Origin of the sequence: Actinoplanes awajinensis subsp. mycoplanecinus (genome assembly GCF_001509495.1) — a bacterium.
Classification (GTDB): domain Bacteria; phylum Actinomycetota; class Actinomycetes; order Mycobacteriales; family Micromonosporaceae; genus Actinoplanes; species Actinoplanes palleronii.
This window is the reverse complement of the sequence record NZ_LLZH01000296.1, coordinates 56,395-71,492: the sequence shown is the minus strand read 5'-3', so window position 1 is coordinate 71,492 and position 15,098 is coordinate 56,395. Positions and strand designations below refer to the sequence as shown.

General features: G+C 73.1%; 9 protein-coding genes and 1 pseudogene. 9 read left to right on the top strand and 1 reads right to left on the bottom strand.

The features are described from left to right. The 6 genes and pseudogenes from ADL15_RS54610 to ADL15_RS34740 form a co-directional block, all read left to right on the top strand. A pseudogene (locus ADL15_RS54610) lies at positions 1-941 on the top strand (hypothetical protein); the annotation flags it as partial. A 174-nt stretch (positions 942-1,115) separates the two neighbouring features. Further along, a complete protein-coding gene (locus tag ADL15_RS34760; RefSeq protein WP_067700082.1) occupies positions 1,116-3,686 on the top strand; it encodes a fibronectin type III domain-containing protein in 2,571 nt (856 codons plus the stop codon). A gap of 13 nt (positions 3,687-3,699) precedes the next feature. Continuing rightward, a complete protein-coding gene (locus tag ADL15_RS34755) occupies positions 3,700-4,674 on the top strand; it encodes an AAA family ATPase (RefSeq protein WP_067700079.1) in 975 nt (324 codons plus the stop codon). Further along, positions 4,671-5,783: a DUF58 domain-containing protein gene (locus ADL15_RS34750; protein ID WP_067700076.1), complete on the top strand. Its 1,113-nt coding sequence runs from the start codon at positions 4,671-4,673 to the stop codon at positions 5,781-5,783. The genes ADL15_RS34755 and ADL15_RS34750 overlap by 4 nt, the downstream gene beginning before the upstream one ends. Positions 5,784-5,824: 41 nt before the next feature. After that, on the top strand, positions 5,825-7,993 hold the full coding sequence (locus ADL15_RS34745) for a DUF3488 and transglutaminase-like domain-containing protein (RefSeq protein ID WP_067700105.1): 2,169 nt from the start codon (positions 5,825-5,827) through the stop codon (positions 7,991-7,993). 175 nt (positions 7,994-8,168) lie between these two features. Continuing rightward, on the top strand, positions 8,169-10,004 hold the full coding sequence (locus ADL15_RS34740) for a hypothetical protein (protein WP_067700073.1): 1,836 nt from the start codon (positions 8,169-8,171) through the stop codon (positions 10,002-10,004). 54 nt (positions 10,005-10,058) lie between these two features. Here ADL15_RS34740 and ADL15_RS34735 read toward each other — a convergent pair whose 3' ends face one another. Further along, positions 10,059-10,769: an alpha/beta hydrolase family protein gene (locus ADL15_RS34735; protein WP_232344737.1), complete on the bottom strand. Its 711-nt coding sequence runs from the start codon at positions 10,767-10,769 to the stop codon at positions 10,059-10,061. Positions 10,770-10,840: 71 nt separating this feature from the next. Here ADL15_RS34735 and ADL15_RS34730 point away from each other — a divergent pair, with 71 nt between their 5' ends. The 3 genes from ADL15_RS34730 (at position 10,841) to ADL15_RS34720 (ending at position 15,004) form a co-directional block, all read left to right on the top strand. After that, positions 10,841-12,010: a PAS domain-containing protein gene (locus tag ADL15_RS34730; protein WP_067700070.1), complete on the top strand. Its 1,170-nt coding sequence runs from the start codon at positions 10,841-10,843 to the stop codon at positions 12,008-12,010. A 7-nt stretch (positions 12,011-12,017) separates the two neighbouring features. Beyond that, the gene (locus ADL15_RS34725) at positions 12,018-13,661 is read left to right on the top strand and encodes a sensor histidine kinase (RefSeq protein WP_269748409.1); all 1,644 of its coding nucleotides are present in this window, start codon (positions 12,018-12,020) and stop codon (positions 13,659-13,661) included. Between the two features lie 131 nt (positions 13,662-13,792). Continuing rightward, positions 13,793-15,004 (top strand): glycosyltransferase family 39 protein, encoded by a 1,212-nt coding sequence (locus ADL15_RS34720; protein ID WP_067700067.1) that lies wholly within the window; start codon positions 13,793-13,795, stop codon positions 15,002-15,004. Positions 15,005-15,098: the final 94 nt, after the last annotated feature.

Sequence of the window (15,098 nt, the reverse complement as noted above, 5' to 3'; positions counted from 1 at the left end):
CCCCGGCCCCGGCGCCGCAACCCGACCCCCACCGTGCCGAGCCCCACCAGCAGGCCCCCACCCAGCCCGGGGTCTACCGGCCGGGCCCCGCGCAGGCGTCAGGCCCGGGACATCCCCAGGCCACCCAGCCCGGCCCCGCGCAGACGTCAGGCCCCGGATACCCCCAGGCCTCGACCCCGCCCGGCGTCTACCGGCCGGGTCCGGCGCCGACCTCCGGTTACCCCCAGGCGGCCGCCCAGGCCAGCCGCTACCAGCCGGGCCCCGCTCCGACCTCCGACCCCGCCTACGATCCGGCCGTCGGCTACGACCAGGCCGGCTACGTCAGTCACGCCGGGTATGAGCAGGGCATCTACCACCCGGGCCAGGCCGCCTATCCGCAGGCTGGGCACCAGCAGGCCACCTACCAGCAGGCCGGCTACGAGCAGGCCGGCGGCTACCGGCAGACCGAGGCGGGTGTCTGGCAGCAGGGTGCGGCGCCGGACGGTGCTTTCCCCGCGTACGGAAGGGGGAATGAACCGCAACCCGCCTCGCACCGGAAGCGGGGGATGGCGCTCTTCGCGGTGATCGCCGCGGTCCTGGCCGCGATCGTGGCCGTCGTGGCGATGGTCTTCACCCTGGCGGACCGGACCCAGAAGGATGAGAAGAACGACACTCCGACGCTCGCCGGGGATCCGCCCGCGCAGGTGGCGCTCACCGATCGGCGGACCCGGATCGACATCTCCTGGGCCGACCCGGCGGGCGGCAAGGTCAGCTTCATGATCACGATGGGGCATCCGGGTGAGCAGTTGAAACCGGCGCAGAACGTGAGCCCGGGGGTGACGTCGAAGACGATCGAAGGGCTCAACCCGGAGCTCGACTACTGCTTCGCGGTGGTGGCCGTCTACGCCATCGACACGTTCGCCACGTCCGAGCAGAAATGCACCGACCGCGGGCAGAACTGAGCACATAGGGCGCACACGGCGGGTATCGACGCTCGCCGCAATCACCCTATGATGGCCTGCGTCCTGGACACGTCAAGGTTCGCCAACGGGGGGACAGCCGCAGTGAGCAGCACAGACACCGCGCCGGCCGAGGCACGCCAGCGTCGGTTACCCAGTCGTGGGTATCTCGTCACGATGGGAACGGTGCTGGCGCTCACCGCCGGTCTCGGTCTGACCGTGCTCGGTCTCGGCGCCGCCGACGAGGCGGTGGCCAGCTTCGACGCGGCCTCCTGGGTGTGGAGCCGGGGCAAGGGCGAGGTGTCCCGGGTCAACGGCGTCACCGCGAAGATCGACACCCGGGTGGACGTCGGTCAGGCCCGCGGGCACGGGCTGCAGGTCAGCCAGAGCGACCGGTTCGTGATCCTGCGCGACGTCACCACCGGCGCGATCGCGTCGATGGACCTCACCGACCTGCAGGCGTTCTGGAACCAGCAGTCGTCGCCGGGCATCGGGGTCAGCGTCGCGCTGCACGACAAGTCCGCGTTCGTCGTCGACTCGGTGCAGGGCAAGGTGCAGCAGGTCGACCCGGCCAGCCTGCAGGCGGTCGGCCAGCCGATCAGCTTCCCGCCCGGGATCACCGGCGGCGCGTTCGACGGCAAGGGCCGGCTCTGGATCGTGGCGCCCAGCGAGGGCACCGTGACCGCGGTGACGCCCGCGCCGTCGGCGACCGAGGGGGCCGGCGAGAAGGTGACCGGTGACCCGCAGCGGGTCCGTACCGAGCCGGTCGGCGGCGCCAGCCACGACTTCGAGCTGACCACTCTGGACGACGGCGTCGCGGTGCTGGACCGCACCACGAACGAGCTGACCCGGGTCGGCGACACCGCCACCTCACGGGTCACGCTGCCGCTGACCGGGCCGGGCACGCTGCCGGCGCACACCGACGGCAGCACCGTGGCGGTCACCGTGCCGGACTCGCGCGAGGTCCTCGGGATCGACGCGGCCGGCGGGGTCAAGGCGAAGTTCACCGTGACCGGCGCACCGTCGCAGTTGCAGCCCGCGGTCGCCTGGGAGGACTACTACTACGTCGCCGACACCGACGGCGGCACCGTGCACGTCTTCGACCAGGCCGGCCAGGAGCAGAAGCCGATCACGTTCCAGCGTCCCGGCGGGCCGCTGGAGCTGGACATCCGCGAGGGCTACCTGTTCATCAACGCGCCCGGCTCGTCGACCGCCCGGGTGGTCGACGGTGAGCACGGCGTCCGGGTGGTCGACAAGTACGCCGACGACGTCCTCGGTGGTGATCCGCCGAAGGTGAAGACGCCGCCGGCCACGCCGCCGCCGGAGAAGAAGAAGCCGGTGAAGCCGGTGGTCGCCAAGCCCGGCGCGCCGCGCAACGTGCGGGCCGCGGCCGGCAACGCCGAGGCCCGGGTGACCTGGCAGCCGGCCGCCGACAACGGCGCGTCGATCACGAAGTACGTGGTGACCGGCAACAACCAGACGTTTCAGGTCGGCGCGAGTCAGCGCTCGCTGGTGGTGCCCGGGCTGACGAACGGCGAGACGTACCAGTTCGCGGTGTACGCGGTGAACCGGAAGGGCAACGGCCCGCCGAGGAGCAGCAACCCGGTCAAGCCCACCTCCGAGGTGCCGGACCCGCCGGGCACCCCGGTCGCCGAGGCGAAGCCGGACGGCTCGGTCACGGTGACCTGGCCGGCGGCGAACGGGCAGGGCCTGGCGATCGCCCGGTACACGGTGACCGGTGTCGCCGAGGGCGGTTCCGCCCCGGCCGGTGACGCCAAGGAGCCCACCCTGACCATCCCGGCCGGCCAGCTGGAGTACGGCAAGCAGTACGCGTTCACCGTGGTCTCGGTCAACGAGCGCGGCGCCGGCTCGAAGGCGTCCGCGGTGAGCAACAGCGTCGTGCCGTTCACCAAGCCCGGCAAGCCGGAGAACCTGGCGGCCGCCACGGTCTCCGACAAGGCCGGCACCGTCCAGGTCACCTGGACCGCACCTGCCGACAACGGCCGCGCGATCAGCAAGTACGTGGTGAAGGCCGGCGGCAGGAGCACCGACGTCACCGACGGGACGGCGGCGACGCTGACCGGCTTCGGCGCGGGGGAGACCGTCGCGGTCGAGGTGCTCGCGGTCAACGAGGGCGGCGAGAGCGAGACGGCCACCGCGACGGCGCGCACCGTCGCGCCGCCCGCGATCACCGTGACCGGGACGGACACCGCGTACACCACGGCGACCGTCGGGTTCAGCGTGGACGCCGGCGGTGGCAAGGCGACCTGCGCGCTGACCGTGCCGGACGGCACCGGCTCGGACGGCAGCTGCACCAGCCTCAAGGCCAGCAAGCTCGCGCCGGGCACCGACTACACCTTCACGGTGACGGCGTCGAACGCGGCCGGCAAGGTCACCAAGACCGCCAACGGGACGACGCCGAAGCTCATGGGCACCGCGACCTGCAACAACGGTGACAGCGGGGACCAGAAGACGTACTGCGACGCCGACGTGGACGGCCGCAACGGCAACGAGATCTTCAAGATCACCCAGCAGGTGAACTCCCAGCAGGCCGGCTGGGTGAAGAACGGCACCCGGCTCCAGGCGTACTGCAAGAAGACCGGCGACAAGGTGGACGCGTATGTCTACAACAGCAACAAGGTGAGCACCTGGTGGATCCAGATCGCGTACGAGGGGAAGACCTACATCCCCTGGGCCTGGCTGAACCTCGACGACAACGACGACCTGGCCAACCTGCCCACCTGCTGATGAGGACCGAACTGTGAGCACCGAACCGCTGCCGCCGTCGTACATCACCGGGTTCGCCCAGGTGGCCGGCCAGCTCGCCGACCGGATCGGTTCGGTCGTGCTGGGCAAGCCGGAGGTGGTCCGGCTCGCCCTGACCGCGCTGTTCGCCCAGGGCCACGTGCTGCTCGAGGACGTGCCCGGGGTCGGCAAGACCACCCTGGCCCGGGCCCTGGCGGCGTCGGTGCGCGGGCAGTGGCGGCGGATCCAGTTCACCCCGGACCTGCTGCCCTCGGACGTCTCCGGTGTCACCATCTTCAACCAGGCGAGCCGGGCCTTCGAGTTCCACCCCGGCCCGGTGTTCGCCAACATCGTCATCGCCGACGAGATCAACCGGGCGTCGCCGAAGACCCAGTCGGCGCTGCTCGAGGTGATGGAGGAGCGCCGGGTCACCGTCGACGGCGTGCCGCACCCGGTGCCACAGCCGTTCCTGGTGGTGGCCACGCAGAACCCGGTCGAGATGGACGGCACGTACCGGCTGCCCGAGGCCCAGCTGGACCGGTTCCTGGTGAAGTTGTCGGTCGGCTACCCGGACGAGGAGGTCGAGATCGAGGTGTTGCGCGGCGCCGCCACCCGATCGCCGGACACCCTCGAACCGGTCACCGATACCGCCACGGTCGGCGAGATGGTGAAGATGGCGCTGCAGGTGCACGTCGCGGATCCGCTGTACACGTACGCTGTCCGGCTCGCGGCCGCGACCCGCAACCACCCGCAGGTGCGCGTCGGTGTCTCCCCGCGCGGTGTGATCGCGCTGACCCGCGCGGCCTGCGCCTACGCGCTGATCAACGGTCGCGGGTACGTCCTGCCGGAGGATCTGAAGACGCTCGTCGAGCCGGTCTTCGCGCACCGCGTGCTGCTCTCCGCCGACGCCCAGCTGCGCGGGGTGACCGCCGGTGACGTGCTCGCCGACGCGATCAGCTCGGTGGCGGTGCCGCTGCCGGCCAGCGCGTGACCGCTCGCGGCATCGGCCTGGTCGTCGCGGCGCTGGCCCTGCTCACCGCCGGTTTCACGTCCGGGTACCCGGACCTCGCCCTGCTCGGCGCGGCCGGACTGGTCGCGGCCGGCTGCGCGCTGGTCTTCGCGTTCTGGCGGCCACGGCTCGGCGTGGACCGGGTCGCCGAACCGGACCGGGTGGCCCGCGGCGAGCCCGCGCGGATGCGGCTGACCGTGCACAACACCAGCCGGCTGCGCGCCGCGAGCCTGGTCGCCACCGACCGCTGCGGCCGCACCACCGTCCCGGTCCCGCTGCTGCGCCTGCGTCCCGGCAACGACACCACGGTGGAGTACCCGGTGCCGACCGACCGCCGGGGCATCGTGCCGATCGGGCCGCTGCGGGTCACCCGGGGCGATCCGCTCGCGCTGGTCCGGCTTTCCCGGACGTACGGTGAGATCGCCACCGTGTGGGTGCACCCGCGGATCCACCTGCTCCGCGCGACACCGGCCGGGATGGCCCGCAGCCTCGACGGCCGGATCGACAAGGTGCCGCACGGCTCGATCACCTTCGACGCGCTGCGCGAATACGTGGTGGGTGACGAGCTGCGCCGGGTGCACTGGCGCAGCTCGGCCAAGGTCGGCGAGCTGATGGTGCGCGAACAGCTGGACACCTCGGAGCCGACGATCGTGGTGCTGCTCGACGACCGGGCCGGGTCGTACCCGGATCCCGAGGCGTTCGAGTCGGCGTGCGAGGCGGCCGCGTCGATCGTGGCCGCGGCCGTACGCGAGGATCTGCCCGTCGGTCTGCACCTGGTCTCGACGGTGGTGACCGGTCCCTACCTCGACGTGCTCACCGAGGCCGCGCTGCAGCCCGGTGACCTGGACGGCACCCTGCGCCGGCTGCGCGCCCAGCGGCTCGGCGACACGCTGGTCTTCCTCACCGGCCCGGGCGGTCGTGCCGACCTGGGCACGGTCAGCTCGCTGCGCGGCACGTACCCGGTGGTGCTCGCCGCGCTGCTCGGTGACCGGGACGGCGCGCCGGTCGCGGCCGGTGACCGGCTGATCGTGATCGAGGCCGACGACGGCGCCGAGTTCGCCGCCGCGTGGGACGGGGTCCGCGGGTGGTGAGGTGGCTCCGCACGACCGTGGTCGTGGTCGCGCTGATCGGCATGCTGTCGCTGGCCGGTCTGGTGCTCGGCCGGATCTACGCCGACGACCTGCTCGTCCAGCTGGTCGCGGGCGCCGCGGCCGGCTCGGTCGGCGCCGGGCTGCTGACCAGGCGGCTGCCGTCCTGGAGTGCCGCGCCGGTCTCCGCGGTGCTGCTCGCCGGGTACACCGCGCTGGCGCTGAAGATTGCCGCCGGGCACGCCGGGCTGGCCACGCCGTTCCCGGCGATGGTCCGCGAGGCGCTGGTCAACGGCATCCCGCGGCTGCTGACCGCGCTGATCCCGGTGGAGTCCACGCCGGACACCGTGGTGGTGCCGGTGATCGCGACCTGGCTCGCCGGGCTGGCCGCGGTGGAGGTCGGGGTGCGGGCGCGGCGGGTGCTGCTCGGGTCGCTGACGCCGGTGTTGCTGTATGCGGGCGCGCTCTACGTGGTCGGGCCGAACGCGGGGGCGGCGGTCGGGCCGACGCTCGGGTTCGCCGCGCTGGTGGTGATCGCGCTCGTGACGCCGCCGGTCGAAGTATCCGGAAAAATCCGGACACAGGCGCTCGGTGGTGCGGCGGCGGGCCTGGTGGTGGTGCTCGGGCTGGGCGCCGTCGTCGGGCCGTGGATCAGCGGCCAGGTCAGTGCGGCACCGGTCGACCCCCGGCAGTACGTCGAACCGCCCCAGGTCGACAGCCTCGACGAGAGCCCGCTCAACCGCATCTCCGGCTGGATGCTCACCCCCAAGCAGCAGCTCTTCACCTACCAGCCGGCCACCCCGCCGACCGGCAAGCCCGGCACCGTCAAGGTGCGGCTCGCGGTGCTCTCCGACTACGACGGCGTGACCTGGAAGGTCGGTGGGACCTACCGCAACGCCGGCCGGGTGCTGCCCGAGCAGCCCGGCCTGCCGGGTGCGGAAACCACCGAGGTACGCCAGCAGATCACCGTCTCCGGGCTGACCGGCCGGCTGCTGCCGGCGATCGCCACCCCGGCCGAGGTCTCCGGTGCGCGGGTCGCCTACGACGCGGTCACCGGCACGCTGATCCGGCCGGAGGGGCTGACCAAGGGCCTGACCTACACGGTCACCTCCCGGGTGCAGTCCCCGGACCTGAACATGCTGCCCACCGCCGGCGCGCCGGACGGTGACGCGGTGGTGCGCTACCTGAAGGTCGGCACCGGGGTGCCGGACACCATCCAGAAGCTCGCCGACCACCTCGCCGACGGCAACGGCGCCGCGTACGACCGGGCCGTGGCGATCCAGGAGTTCCTGGCCCAGCACTACCGGGAGACCCCGGACGCGCCGACCGGGCACGCCTACCCGAACCTCGCGTACTTCCTGTTCGGCCCGCGCGGCCAGGGCGGTCAGGAGGGCACGTCGGAACAGTTCGCGGCGTCGTTCGCCCTGCTCGCCCGGCTGACCCGGCTGCCCAGCCGGGTGGTCGTCGGGTTCACCGCGCCGGCCGCCGGTGGCCAGGTCACCGGCGGGAACGCGGTCGCCTGGCCGGAGGTGCTCTTCGACGGGCTGGGCTGGGTGGCGTTCGACCCGATGCCGGCCACCGACGACCCGACGCCGGTCGAGCAGGACTTCATCCCGAAGCCGAGCACCCCGCCGACCACGCCGCCGGAGACGACCGCGCCGCCGGAGACCGCGGCGCCGTCGCTGTCGGCGGTGGCCGCGCCGGTCGCCGCCGGGGGCGGGACGCCGGCCGGCGTGGTGGCCGGGGGAGTGTCCGGGTCGCTGCTGGTCCTGCTCGGTCTCGCCGCGCTGACCGTGGTCCAGCTGCGCCGGGGGCTGCGGCGCCGGCGGCTCTACGACGGCAGCCCGGACGACCGGATCACCGGGGCGTGGCGGGAGTTCACCGACGCGCTGCGGCTCTCCGGCCAGCCGGTGCCGGATCACCTGTCGGCCACCGAGATGTCCGCGTACGCCGCCGTGCCGCCGCCGCTGCGCACCGGCTTTCTCCGGCGGGCCGCCCCGGCGCCCGCTTCGACGGAGCCGCTGCCCGCGCTGGACGAGTTGGTGGGCGCGCTCAACACGGTCGGGTTCGCGCCCGGCGCCGCCGACTCCGGGCAGGCGGATCGGGCCGGGGCACAAGCTCTTTCGTACGCCGCGACGCTCCGCGAACGGCGCTCCTGGTGGCGCAAGCTCTGGTGGAGCGTGCACCCGGGCCCGCTGCGCTGGCACCGCTGACAGCGCGTGAACGAGCCGGGAGCCCAGTAATTCCGGCAGGTCACCCGCGGGGTGGTAAGGATCGCCCCGGCGGGTGTGTCGAAGATCCAACGTCGGCACCGTCGGGGCTGGACGGTGGATAGTGAACCCCGCCCGGATGCTGATCATGGCGTCCACGGACGGGAGTGGACCACCTATGGAGCGCACCGAATTTCTGCCCGTACGCCCGCGCCGGATCGGAGCCGCGCTCGGCGCCGCCCTGCTGCTGACCGTCGTCGCCGGGTGCACCGGCGATGACGAGGTGCCGTTCGCGGGTGAGCTGCCACCGCCCGGTACGACCTGGGAGACCCTCGACCCGGCGCAGCCGGACGTGGCCGGGGACGGTGCGGCCCCGGCGCCGGACGCCACCGGCCAGGCACCGGCCGGCACCGGCGGTGACTTCGCGGGTGGCACCGGGAGCGGCTCCGGTTCCGGCGGGATCGGTACTGCGGCAGGCGGGTCGGGTTACGGCTCGGGTTCCGGGCAGCCGGGGGCCGGTAGTGGACCGGGTGGTAACCGGTCGCCGGGCCACGGGCTCGGCCCGGGTGGCGGCCTCGGCACAACCGGCGGCGGCGCGGGCGTGGGCAGCGGCGGCGCGAATGGTGGCGCGATCGCGCACGGCGGCGGCCTGGGCGCGCACAGCGGTGGCGCGACCGGCGGTGGCGTGAGGGCGCACGGCGGTGGGCTGGGCCTCGGCGGGATCGCGGTCGGCACTCCCGGGATCGTCACCGGTCCCGGCGCGGTCGGCGGCCCGGGCCTCGGCGGCTCGCCCGGCGGCGCCCCGAAGCCCGGCGGCGCGGCCACCGGCAATTCCGGACACCCGGCCGGCCAGGCGCAGGGAAGCGGCGCAAACACCGGCGGCGCGGTCAACAATCCCGGCTCGGCCCAGAACCCCGCTGGTCAGAACGCCACCAACCAGCACCCCGTCGTGACCGAGCCGATCGTGGTCCACCACGCGCCGGCCGTCGAGCCCCCGGTCCGCGTCGACCCGCCGGCCGCCGTCGAGCCCCCGGCCGCCGGACACCCGGCCGCCGTCCGGCCCGCCGCTGTTCGCCCGGCCGCCGTTCGTCCGGCTGCTGTTCGTCCGGCTGCCGTGCGCCCGGTGAAGCACCGCCCCACCCGGGTGAAGCGCCCCACCCGGGTGAAGCGCCCGGTCCGGGTCGACCGGCCCACCCGGCAGCGCCCCGCCTGGGTCCACGACCTGAGCCGCCCGACCTCGGTCGACCGGGACTGCGACCGCTTCCACGGCGGGATCACCGACGTCACCTTCGACAACAGCTGGCTGGACGGCTCGCAGGTCTGCTTCGACGCCGACCGCGGTGACCTGGACTCACAGATCTACCTGCTCACCCACTCCGGGATGCCGATCTCGCTGCCCCGCGCCGACGACTTCGACCCGGCGAGCTTCGGCGGCGACCTGTTCGACGACCTCGCCCGGGCCGGCGACTTCACCGGAACCGACAGTTTTACCGGAAATGACGGCTTCGCCGGGATCGACGCCTTCAGCGGGGCCGACGGCTTCGCCCGGGTCAACGACGAGCCGGACCCGCTCGAGCCGGACGACTGGACCGTCAGCGACCGCTGGAACACCGGCGACCGGCTGCGCACCGGCGACCGCCTGCACGGCAACGACCGCCGGCACGGCGACCGCCTGGTCGGCGACGATCACCGGCACGGCGGCAACCGCTGGACCGGCGGGGACCGCTGGAACGGCGGCGACCGCTGGAACGGCGGCGACATGGAGACCGACCTGCGCGACCTCGGCCGCAGCGCCACGAAGAGCAGCGCCACGAAGAGCAGCGCCACGAAGACCAGCCCCGCCAAGAGCGCTGGACCGGTCGAGCAGGACGACGACCAGGCCACACCCGCTGCCGCCGAGAGTAAGGCCGGCACCGACGAGGCCGACCCCACGGCGAGTCCCGAAGCCACCAGCGACGACAGCACCGACACGTCCACGGACACCGACGACGAGACCGACTCCGACTCGGAGTAGATCAGCACCGAGAAAGCTGCCGCCCGGACCCCACCCCGGGCGGCAGCGCCGTCTTCAGGCCAGCTTCGCGATCACCAGATCGGCCGCCCGGCTGATCGCGGCCCGCGACTGGTCGGTGTCGTCCTTCACGTCGAAGCTGTGGTGCCCGTCCGGCACGTCGACGATCTCCAGGTTCGCCTTCGCGGCGGCCTCCACGAACGCGGCGACCCCCACCGCCACCGCCGGGTCCTCCCGGCCCACCCGGGTCAGCACGATCGGCAGGTCCCCGGCCTCGGCGACGGCGGCCACCGGGTCGAACCGGGCCTGGAGCGGCCACCCCGGGAACGGCACGAGCACCGGATAGCTCAGCGCCACCACGCGCAGCCAGGACGGCGGCTCGCGCAGCCAGTCGGCCGCCATCAGCCCCGACCCGGAGAAGAACCACAGCGCGAGCCGGTTCTCGTCCACCCGGGGGTCGCTGCGCAGGCTCTCCAGCGCGGCGGCGACGTTCGCGGCGCCCGCACCGTACGCATCGGGGGAATGCAGACGGTGATCAACCACCGCGCCCACCGTGCCCCGGCTCGCCGCCAGGCGGGCGTATCCCTGGAAGACCGGCCAGTCGCGCTGGATCGGGCGGACCTCGGCGGGCAGCGGACCGCCCGGCACGACCAGGATCGCCGGGCGTGGTCCGGCGATGTCGCCGGGCAGGTAGAGGTCGTGGAATTCCTGGCGTTCCGGAGCGCGGTCCTCGACGGGCAGCACGAAGGGCTTCACGAAGTCCATCATCGGATCTTATCGTCACTCATCGATCAAGTGGGGCCGCTCAGCTCAGCGCCGGAACGGACGATGGGAACGGCGTGGAGCAGGAGCGCCTCGCGGCGCTGCACGAGTACCAGCTGCGCGACACGCCCCCGGAGGCGGAGTTGCGGGCAGTGCTGCGGATCGCGGCGACGGTCGCCGGGGTGGCCTCGGCCAGCCTGAACCTGCTCGACGCGACCCGGCAGTACCAGCTGGTCCGGCTCGGTGGCGCGCCGATCGACTGCGCCCGCGAGGACTCGATGTGCGCGGTGCAGTTCGACGCGCGGGTCTTCGCCCACGTCCCGGACGCCCCGCAGGACCCCCGGTACGCCGCCAACCCGTGGGTCAACGGCGCCCTGGGCCGCGTCCGGTTCTACGCCTCGGCGCCGCTGATCACCCCGGAGGGGCACGCGCTCGGCACCCTGTGCGTCTTCGACGAGGCGCCGCACGAGCTGACCGGCGAGCAGATCGCGCACCTCACCGACCTGGCCGGGATCGTCATCGCGTTCTTCGAACGGCGCCGGCAGGCCCGGACGATGGGCGCCCTGGCCATCGCCGCGCGGGCCAAGCAGCAGTGGACCGACGCCCTGCTGGAGACCGTCGACGCCGCGGTGATCGCCTGCGACGTGAACTTCCGGGTGACGCTCTGGAACCGGTCGGCCCGCGAGTGGCACGGGCGCAGCGGCGAGGGTGATCCGCTGCCGGTCGACATCGCCGCCCGGTTCGGCCTGTTCGAGCCGGACGGGCGCACCCCGGTCCCCGACGACGAGCTGCCGCTGCAGGTGGCGCTGCGCGACGGCGTGGTGCTCACCGGCCGGGAGATGGTGATCCGCCGGCCGATCGGCGATCCGGTGCGCGTCCGGGTCAATGCCAGCCCGTTGCGCGGCCCGGAGAACGAGATCGTCGGCGCGGTGCTGGCCCAGGTCGACGTGACCGCCGAGCACACCCGCCGCAGCCTGATCGAGGAGGCCCGCGAGCACCTGGCCGCGGCGAACACCGAGCTGGAACGCTCGAACGCGGACCTGACCAACTTCGCGGCGGCGGTCAGTCACGACCTGATCGCCCCGCTCGCCGCGGTCGGCGGCTTCCTGGAACTGCTCGCCTTCGAGGGCTACGAGCAGGCCGCCGGCGGGTCGGCCGAGGTGGTCCGGATGCGCGATGTGATCGACGGGCTGCTCGCCGACGCGCTGACGGCACGTTCGTCAGGATCGGCTTCGGGCCGCCGATAGGGGCTACGTGGATCTCGTCGCGCGGGTGGAGGAGCGGGAGCAGTGGCGGCTGGCCGCGCTGCACGAGTACCGCCTGCTCGACTCACCGGCCGGGGACGAGCTGGAGGCCGTGGTGCGGGTCGCGGCGACGGTCGCCGGGGTGCCGACCGCGACGCTGAACCTGATCGACGAGCACCGGCAGTGCCAGCTGACCACCGTCGGGTTCGAGGGCGGCGACTCGGCCCGCTCCGACTCGATGTGCGCGATCCGGTTCGAGACCGGGAAGTTCACCTACGTCCGGGATGCCAGCGTCGACCCCACCTACCGGGCCAACCCGTGGGTCACCGGTGTTCTCGCCGACGTCCGGTTCTACGCCTCGGCGCCGCTGATCACCCCGGACGGGCACGCGCTCGGCTCGCTCTGCGTCTTCCACAACGAGCCGCACGAGCTGACCGTCGAGCAGATCGCCCGGCTCGAGGACCTGGCCCAGGTGATCCTGGCGCTGTTCGAGCGGCGCCGCCAGGCCCGGCTCAACGCGGAGCTCGTGGAGATCACCGAGGCCCGGCAGCGGTGGACCGAGACGTTGCTGGAGACGATCGACGTGGCCGTGGTCGCCTGTGACCAGGCCGCCCGGCTCACCCTGTTCAACCGGACCGCCCGGGAGTGGCACGGCCTGGACGCCGACCCGACCGTCGACCCGAGCGACTTCTCCGGCCGCTACGCGCTGTTCGACACCGACGGCGTGACCCCGTTGCCGGCCGACCGGATCCCGCTGATGCGGGCGCTGCACGAGGGCACGGTCAGCAACGCCGAGATCATCATCCGGCGCCGCTCCGGAGGCCCGATGCACCTGATCAGCAACGGTCGCGCGCTCATCGCGCCGGACGGTACCCCGCTGGGCGCCGTCGTCGCCATGAACGACGTCACCACCGACCGGGCCCAGCAGCGGGTGATCGAGCAGGCCCGCCGGGAGCTGTCCGCCGCGAACGAGGAGCTGCGCCGGTCGAACGCCGACCTGAACAACTTCGCCGGCGCGGTCAGCCACGACCTGGTGGCGCCGCTCGGCGCGGTCGGCGGCTATCTGGAGCTGCTCGAGGACGTGGTGTCCGGGCAGGAACGCGCCTGGGTGGACGCGGCGTCCCGGGCGGTGACCCGGATGCGCGACCTGATCGGCTCGCTGCTCGGCTACGCGAAGGCCGGCAGCGCGCCGGTGCAGCGGGTGATCGCCGACCTCGGCGAGGTGTTCGACAGCGTGGTCGCCGACCTGCGCGCCGAGATCGTCTCCTCGGACGCCGTGGTGGTCGCGCCCTGGCCGCTGCCGCCGATCTCGTGCGACCCGGTGCTGGCCCGGCAGCTGCTGCAGAACCTGATCGCCAACGCGATCAAATACCGCCACCCGGACCGGCTGCCCCGGGTCGAGGTGAGCGCGGCGCGGGAGGGTTCCGCCTGGGCGGTCACGGTCGCCGACAACGGCATGGGCATCCCGGCGGAGCAGCGCAGCCGGGTCTTCGACATGTTCACCCGGCTGGAGGGCACGTCCGCCGCCGGGCACGGCATCGGCCTGTCCAGCTGCCTGCGGATCGTCGACCGGCACGGTGGCGTGATCCGGCTCGAGGAGAACGCCGGCGGCGGCACCCGGGTGATCTTCACACTTCCGGACCAACCCGGGTGAACCCTTCGGCTCCGATCGGGTCGGTCACCCGGTCAGGTTCTGCCGAGGACCCTCTGACCAGGTCTTTCGCTGCCACCAAAGATCAGTAGGCTCCCGACCCGCAGAGTGGTCGAGTTAGTCGGGAGCGGATTTTGGCAGTCGCGGACCTCACCTGGATTCCCGCGCAACGGTCGCCGGAGCACGACGTGCCGGCGCGGGCCGCCCCGGCCGGGGACTTCCCGGCGCCGCGCCGCCGGGTCGGCCTGCGGGTCGCCTGGCCGGCGATCGCCGGCTACGCCGCGCTGCGGGCGATCGGCCTGCTCGCCCTCGCGTTCTTCGGCACCGACCCGCACCGCGACCTGTGGGCGATCCTCGGCCGCTACGACGCCGGCTGGTACGCGGGCATCGCCACCCGCGGCTACGACCTGGCCATCCCGCTGCACCCGGACGGCTCCCTGGCCACCACCAACCTGGCGTTCTTCCCGCTCTACCCGGGCCTGATCGCGCTGCTCCACCCGGTCCTGCCGGGCGACGCGGCGGCGGCCGGCATCACGCTCGCCTGGCTCGCCGGGCTGGTCGCGGCGTGGGGCCTGTTCGCGATCGGGACGCATCTGCACAGCCGCCGGGCCGGTGTGCTGCTGGCCGCGCTGTGGGCGGTCGTCCCGCACGCGATGGTCGAGTCGATGGGCTACACCGAGACGCTGTTCACCGCGCTCTGCGCGTGGTCGCTGTTCGCGGTGCTGCGCCGGCACTGGCTGACCGCCGGTCTGCTCTGCGCCCTCGCGGGCCTGACCCGGCCGACCGGCGCCGCGCTGATCGCCGCGGTCGGGCTGGCCGCGCTGGCCGCCGGGCTCACCCGCCGGGACGGCTGGCGCCCCTGGGCGGCCGGCCTGATCGCCCCGATCGGCTTGTTCGGGTACGTCGTCTGGGTAGGACACCGGCTGGGCCGCGCCGACGGCTATTTCCACGTCCAGAAGGACGCCTGGAAGATGTCCTATGACGACGGCGGCTACACGCTCGGCACGGCCCGGACGCTGCTCACCGGGCGGGTCGATCTGGCCTATCTGATGTGCACGCTGGTGCTGCTCGCCGCGATCGTGCTGGCCGTGGTGCTCTCGGCGAACCGGCGCGCCTGGCCGCTCGCGGTGTTCTCGCTGGTCATCGTCGCGATGGTGTTCTTCGGCGACGGCTACTTCCACGCCAAGGGCCGGCTGCTGATCCCGGCCTTCCCGCTGCTGCTCCCGATCGCCACGGGACTGGCCGGCGCCCATCGACGTACGATGATCTCGGTCTTGACGGTCCTTGCGGTGATCTCCGCCATTTATGGCGTTTATCTTGCCCGGTTTTGGACGCATTCGCCGTGATTGTGAGTAGTCCTCAGGTACCACCGGCGTAATGGACGTCCAGTAAGCTCCCGGCACCGCCAAGCAGTCGCACCGGGGAGCTCAGATTGACGGC

What these genes read in the sequence shown, in the direction of transcription:
- ADL15_RS34745 (WP_067700105.1), top strand. Translation starts at nt 5,825, where the DNA reads ATGCTGTCGCTGGCCGGTCTGGTGCTCGGCCGGATCTACGCCGACGAC.
- ADL15_RS34740 (WP_067700073.1), top strand. Translation starts at nt 8,169, where the DNA reads ATGGAGCGCACCGAATTTCTGCCCGTACGCCCGCGCCGGATCGGAGCC.
- ADL15_RS34760 (WP_067700082.1), top strand. Translation starts at nt 1,116, where the DNA reads ATGGGAACGGTGCTGGCGCTCACCGCCGGTCTCGGTCTGACCGTGCTC.
- ADL15_RS34735 (WP_232344737.1), bottom strand. Translation starts at nt 10,769, where the DNA reads ATGATGGACTTCGTGAAGCCCTTCGTGCTGCCCGTCGAGGACCGCGCT.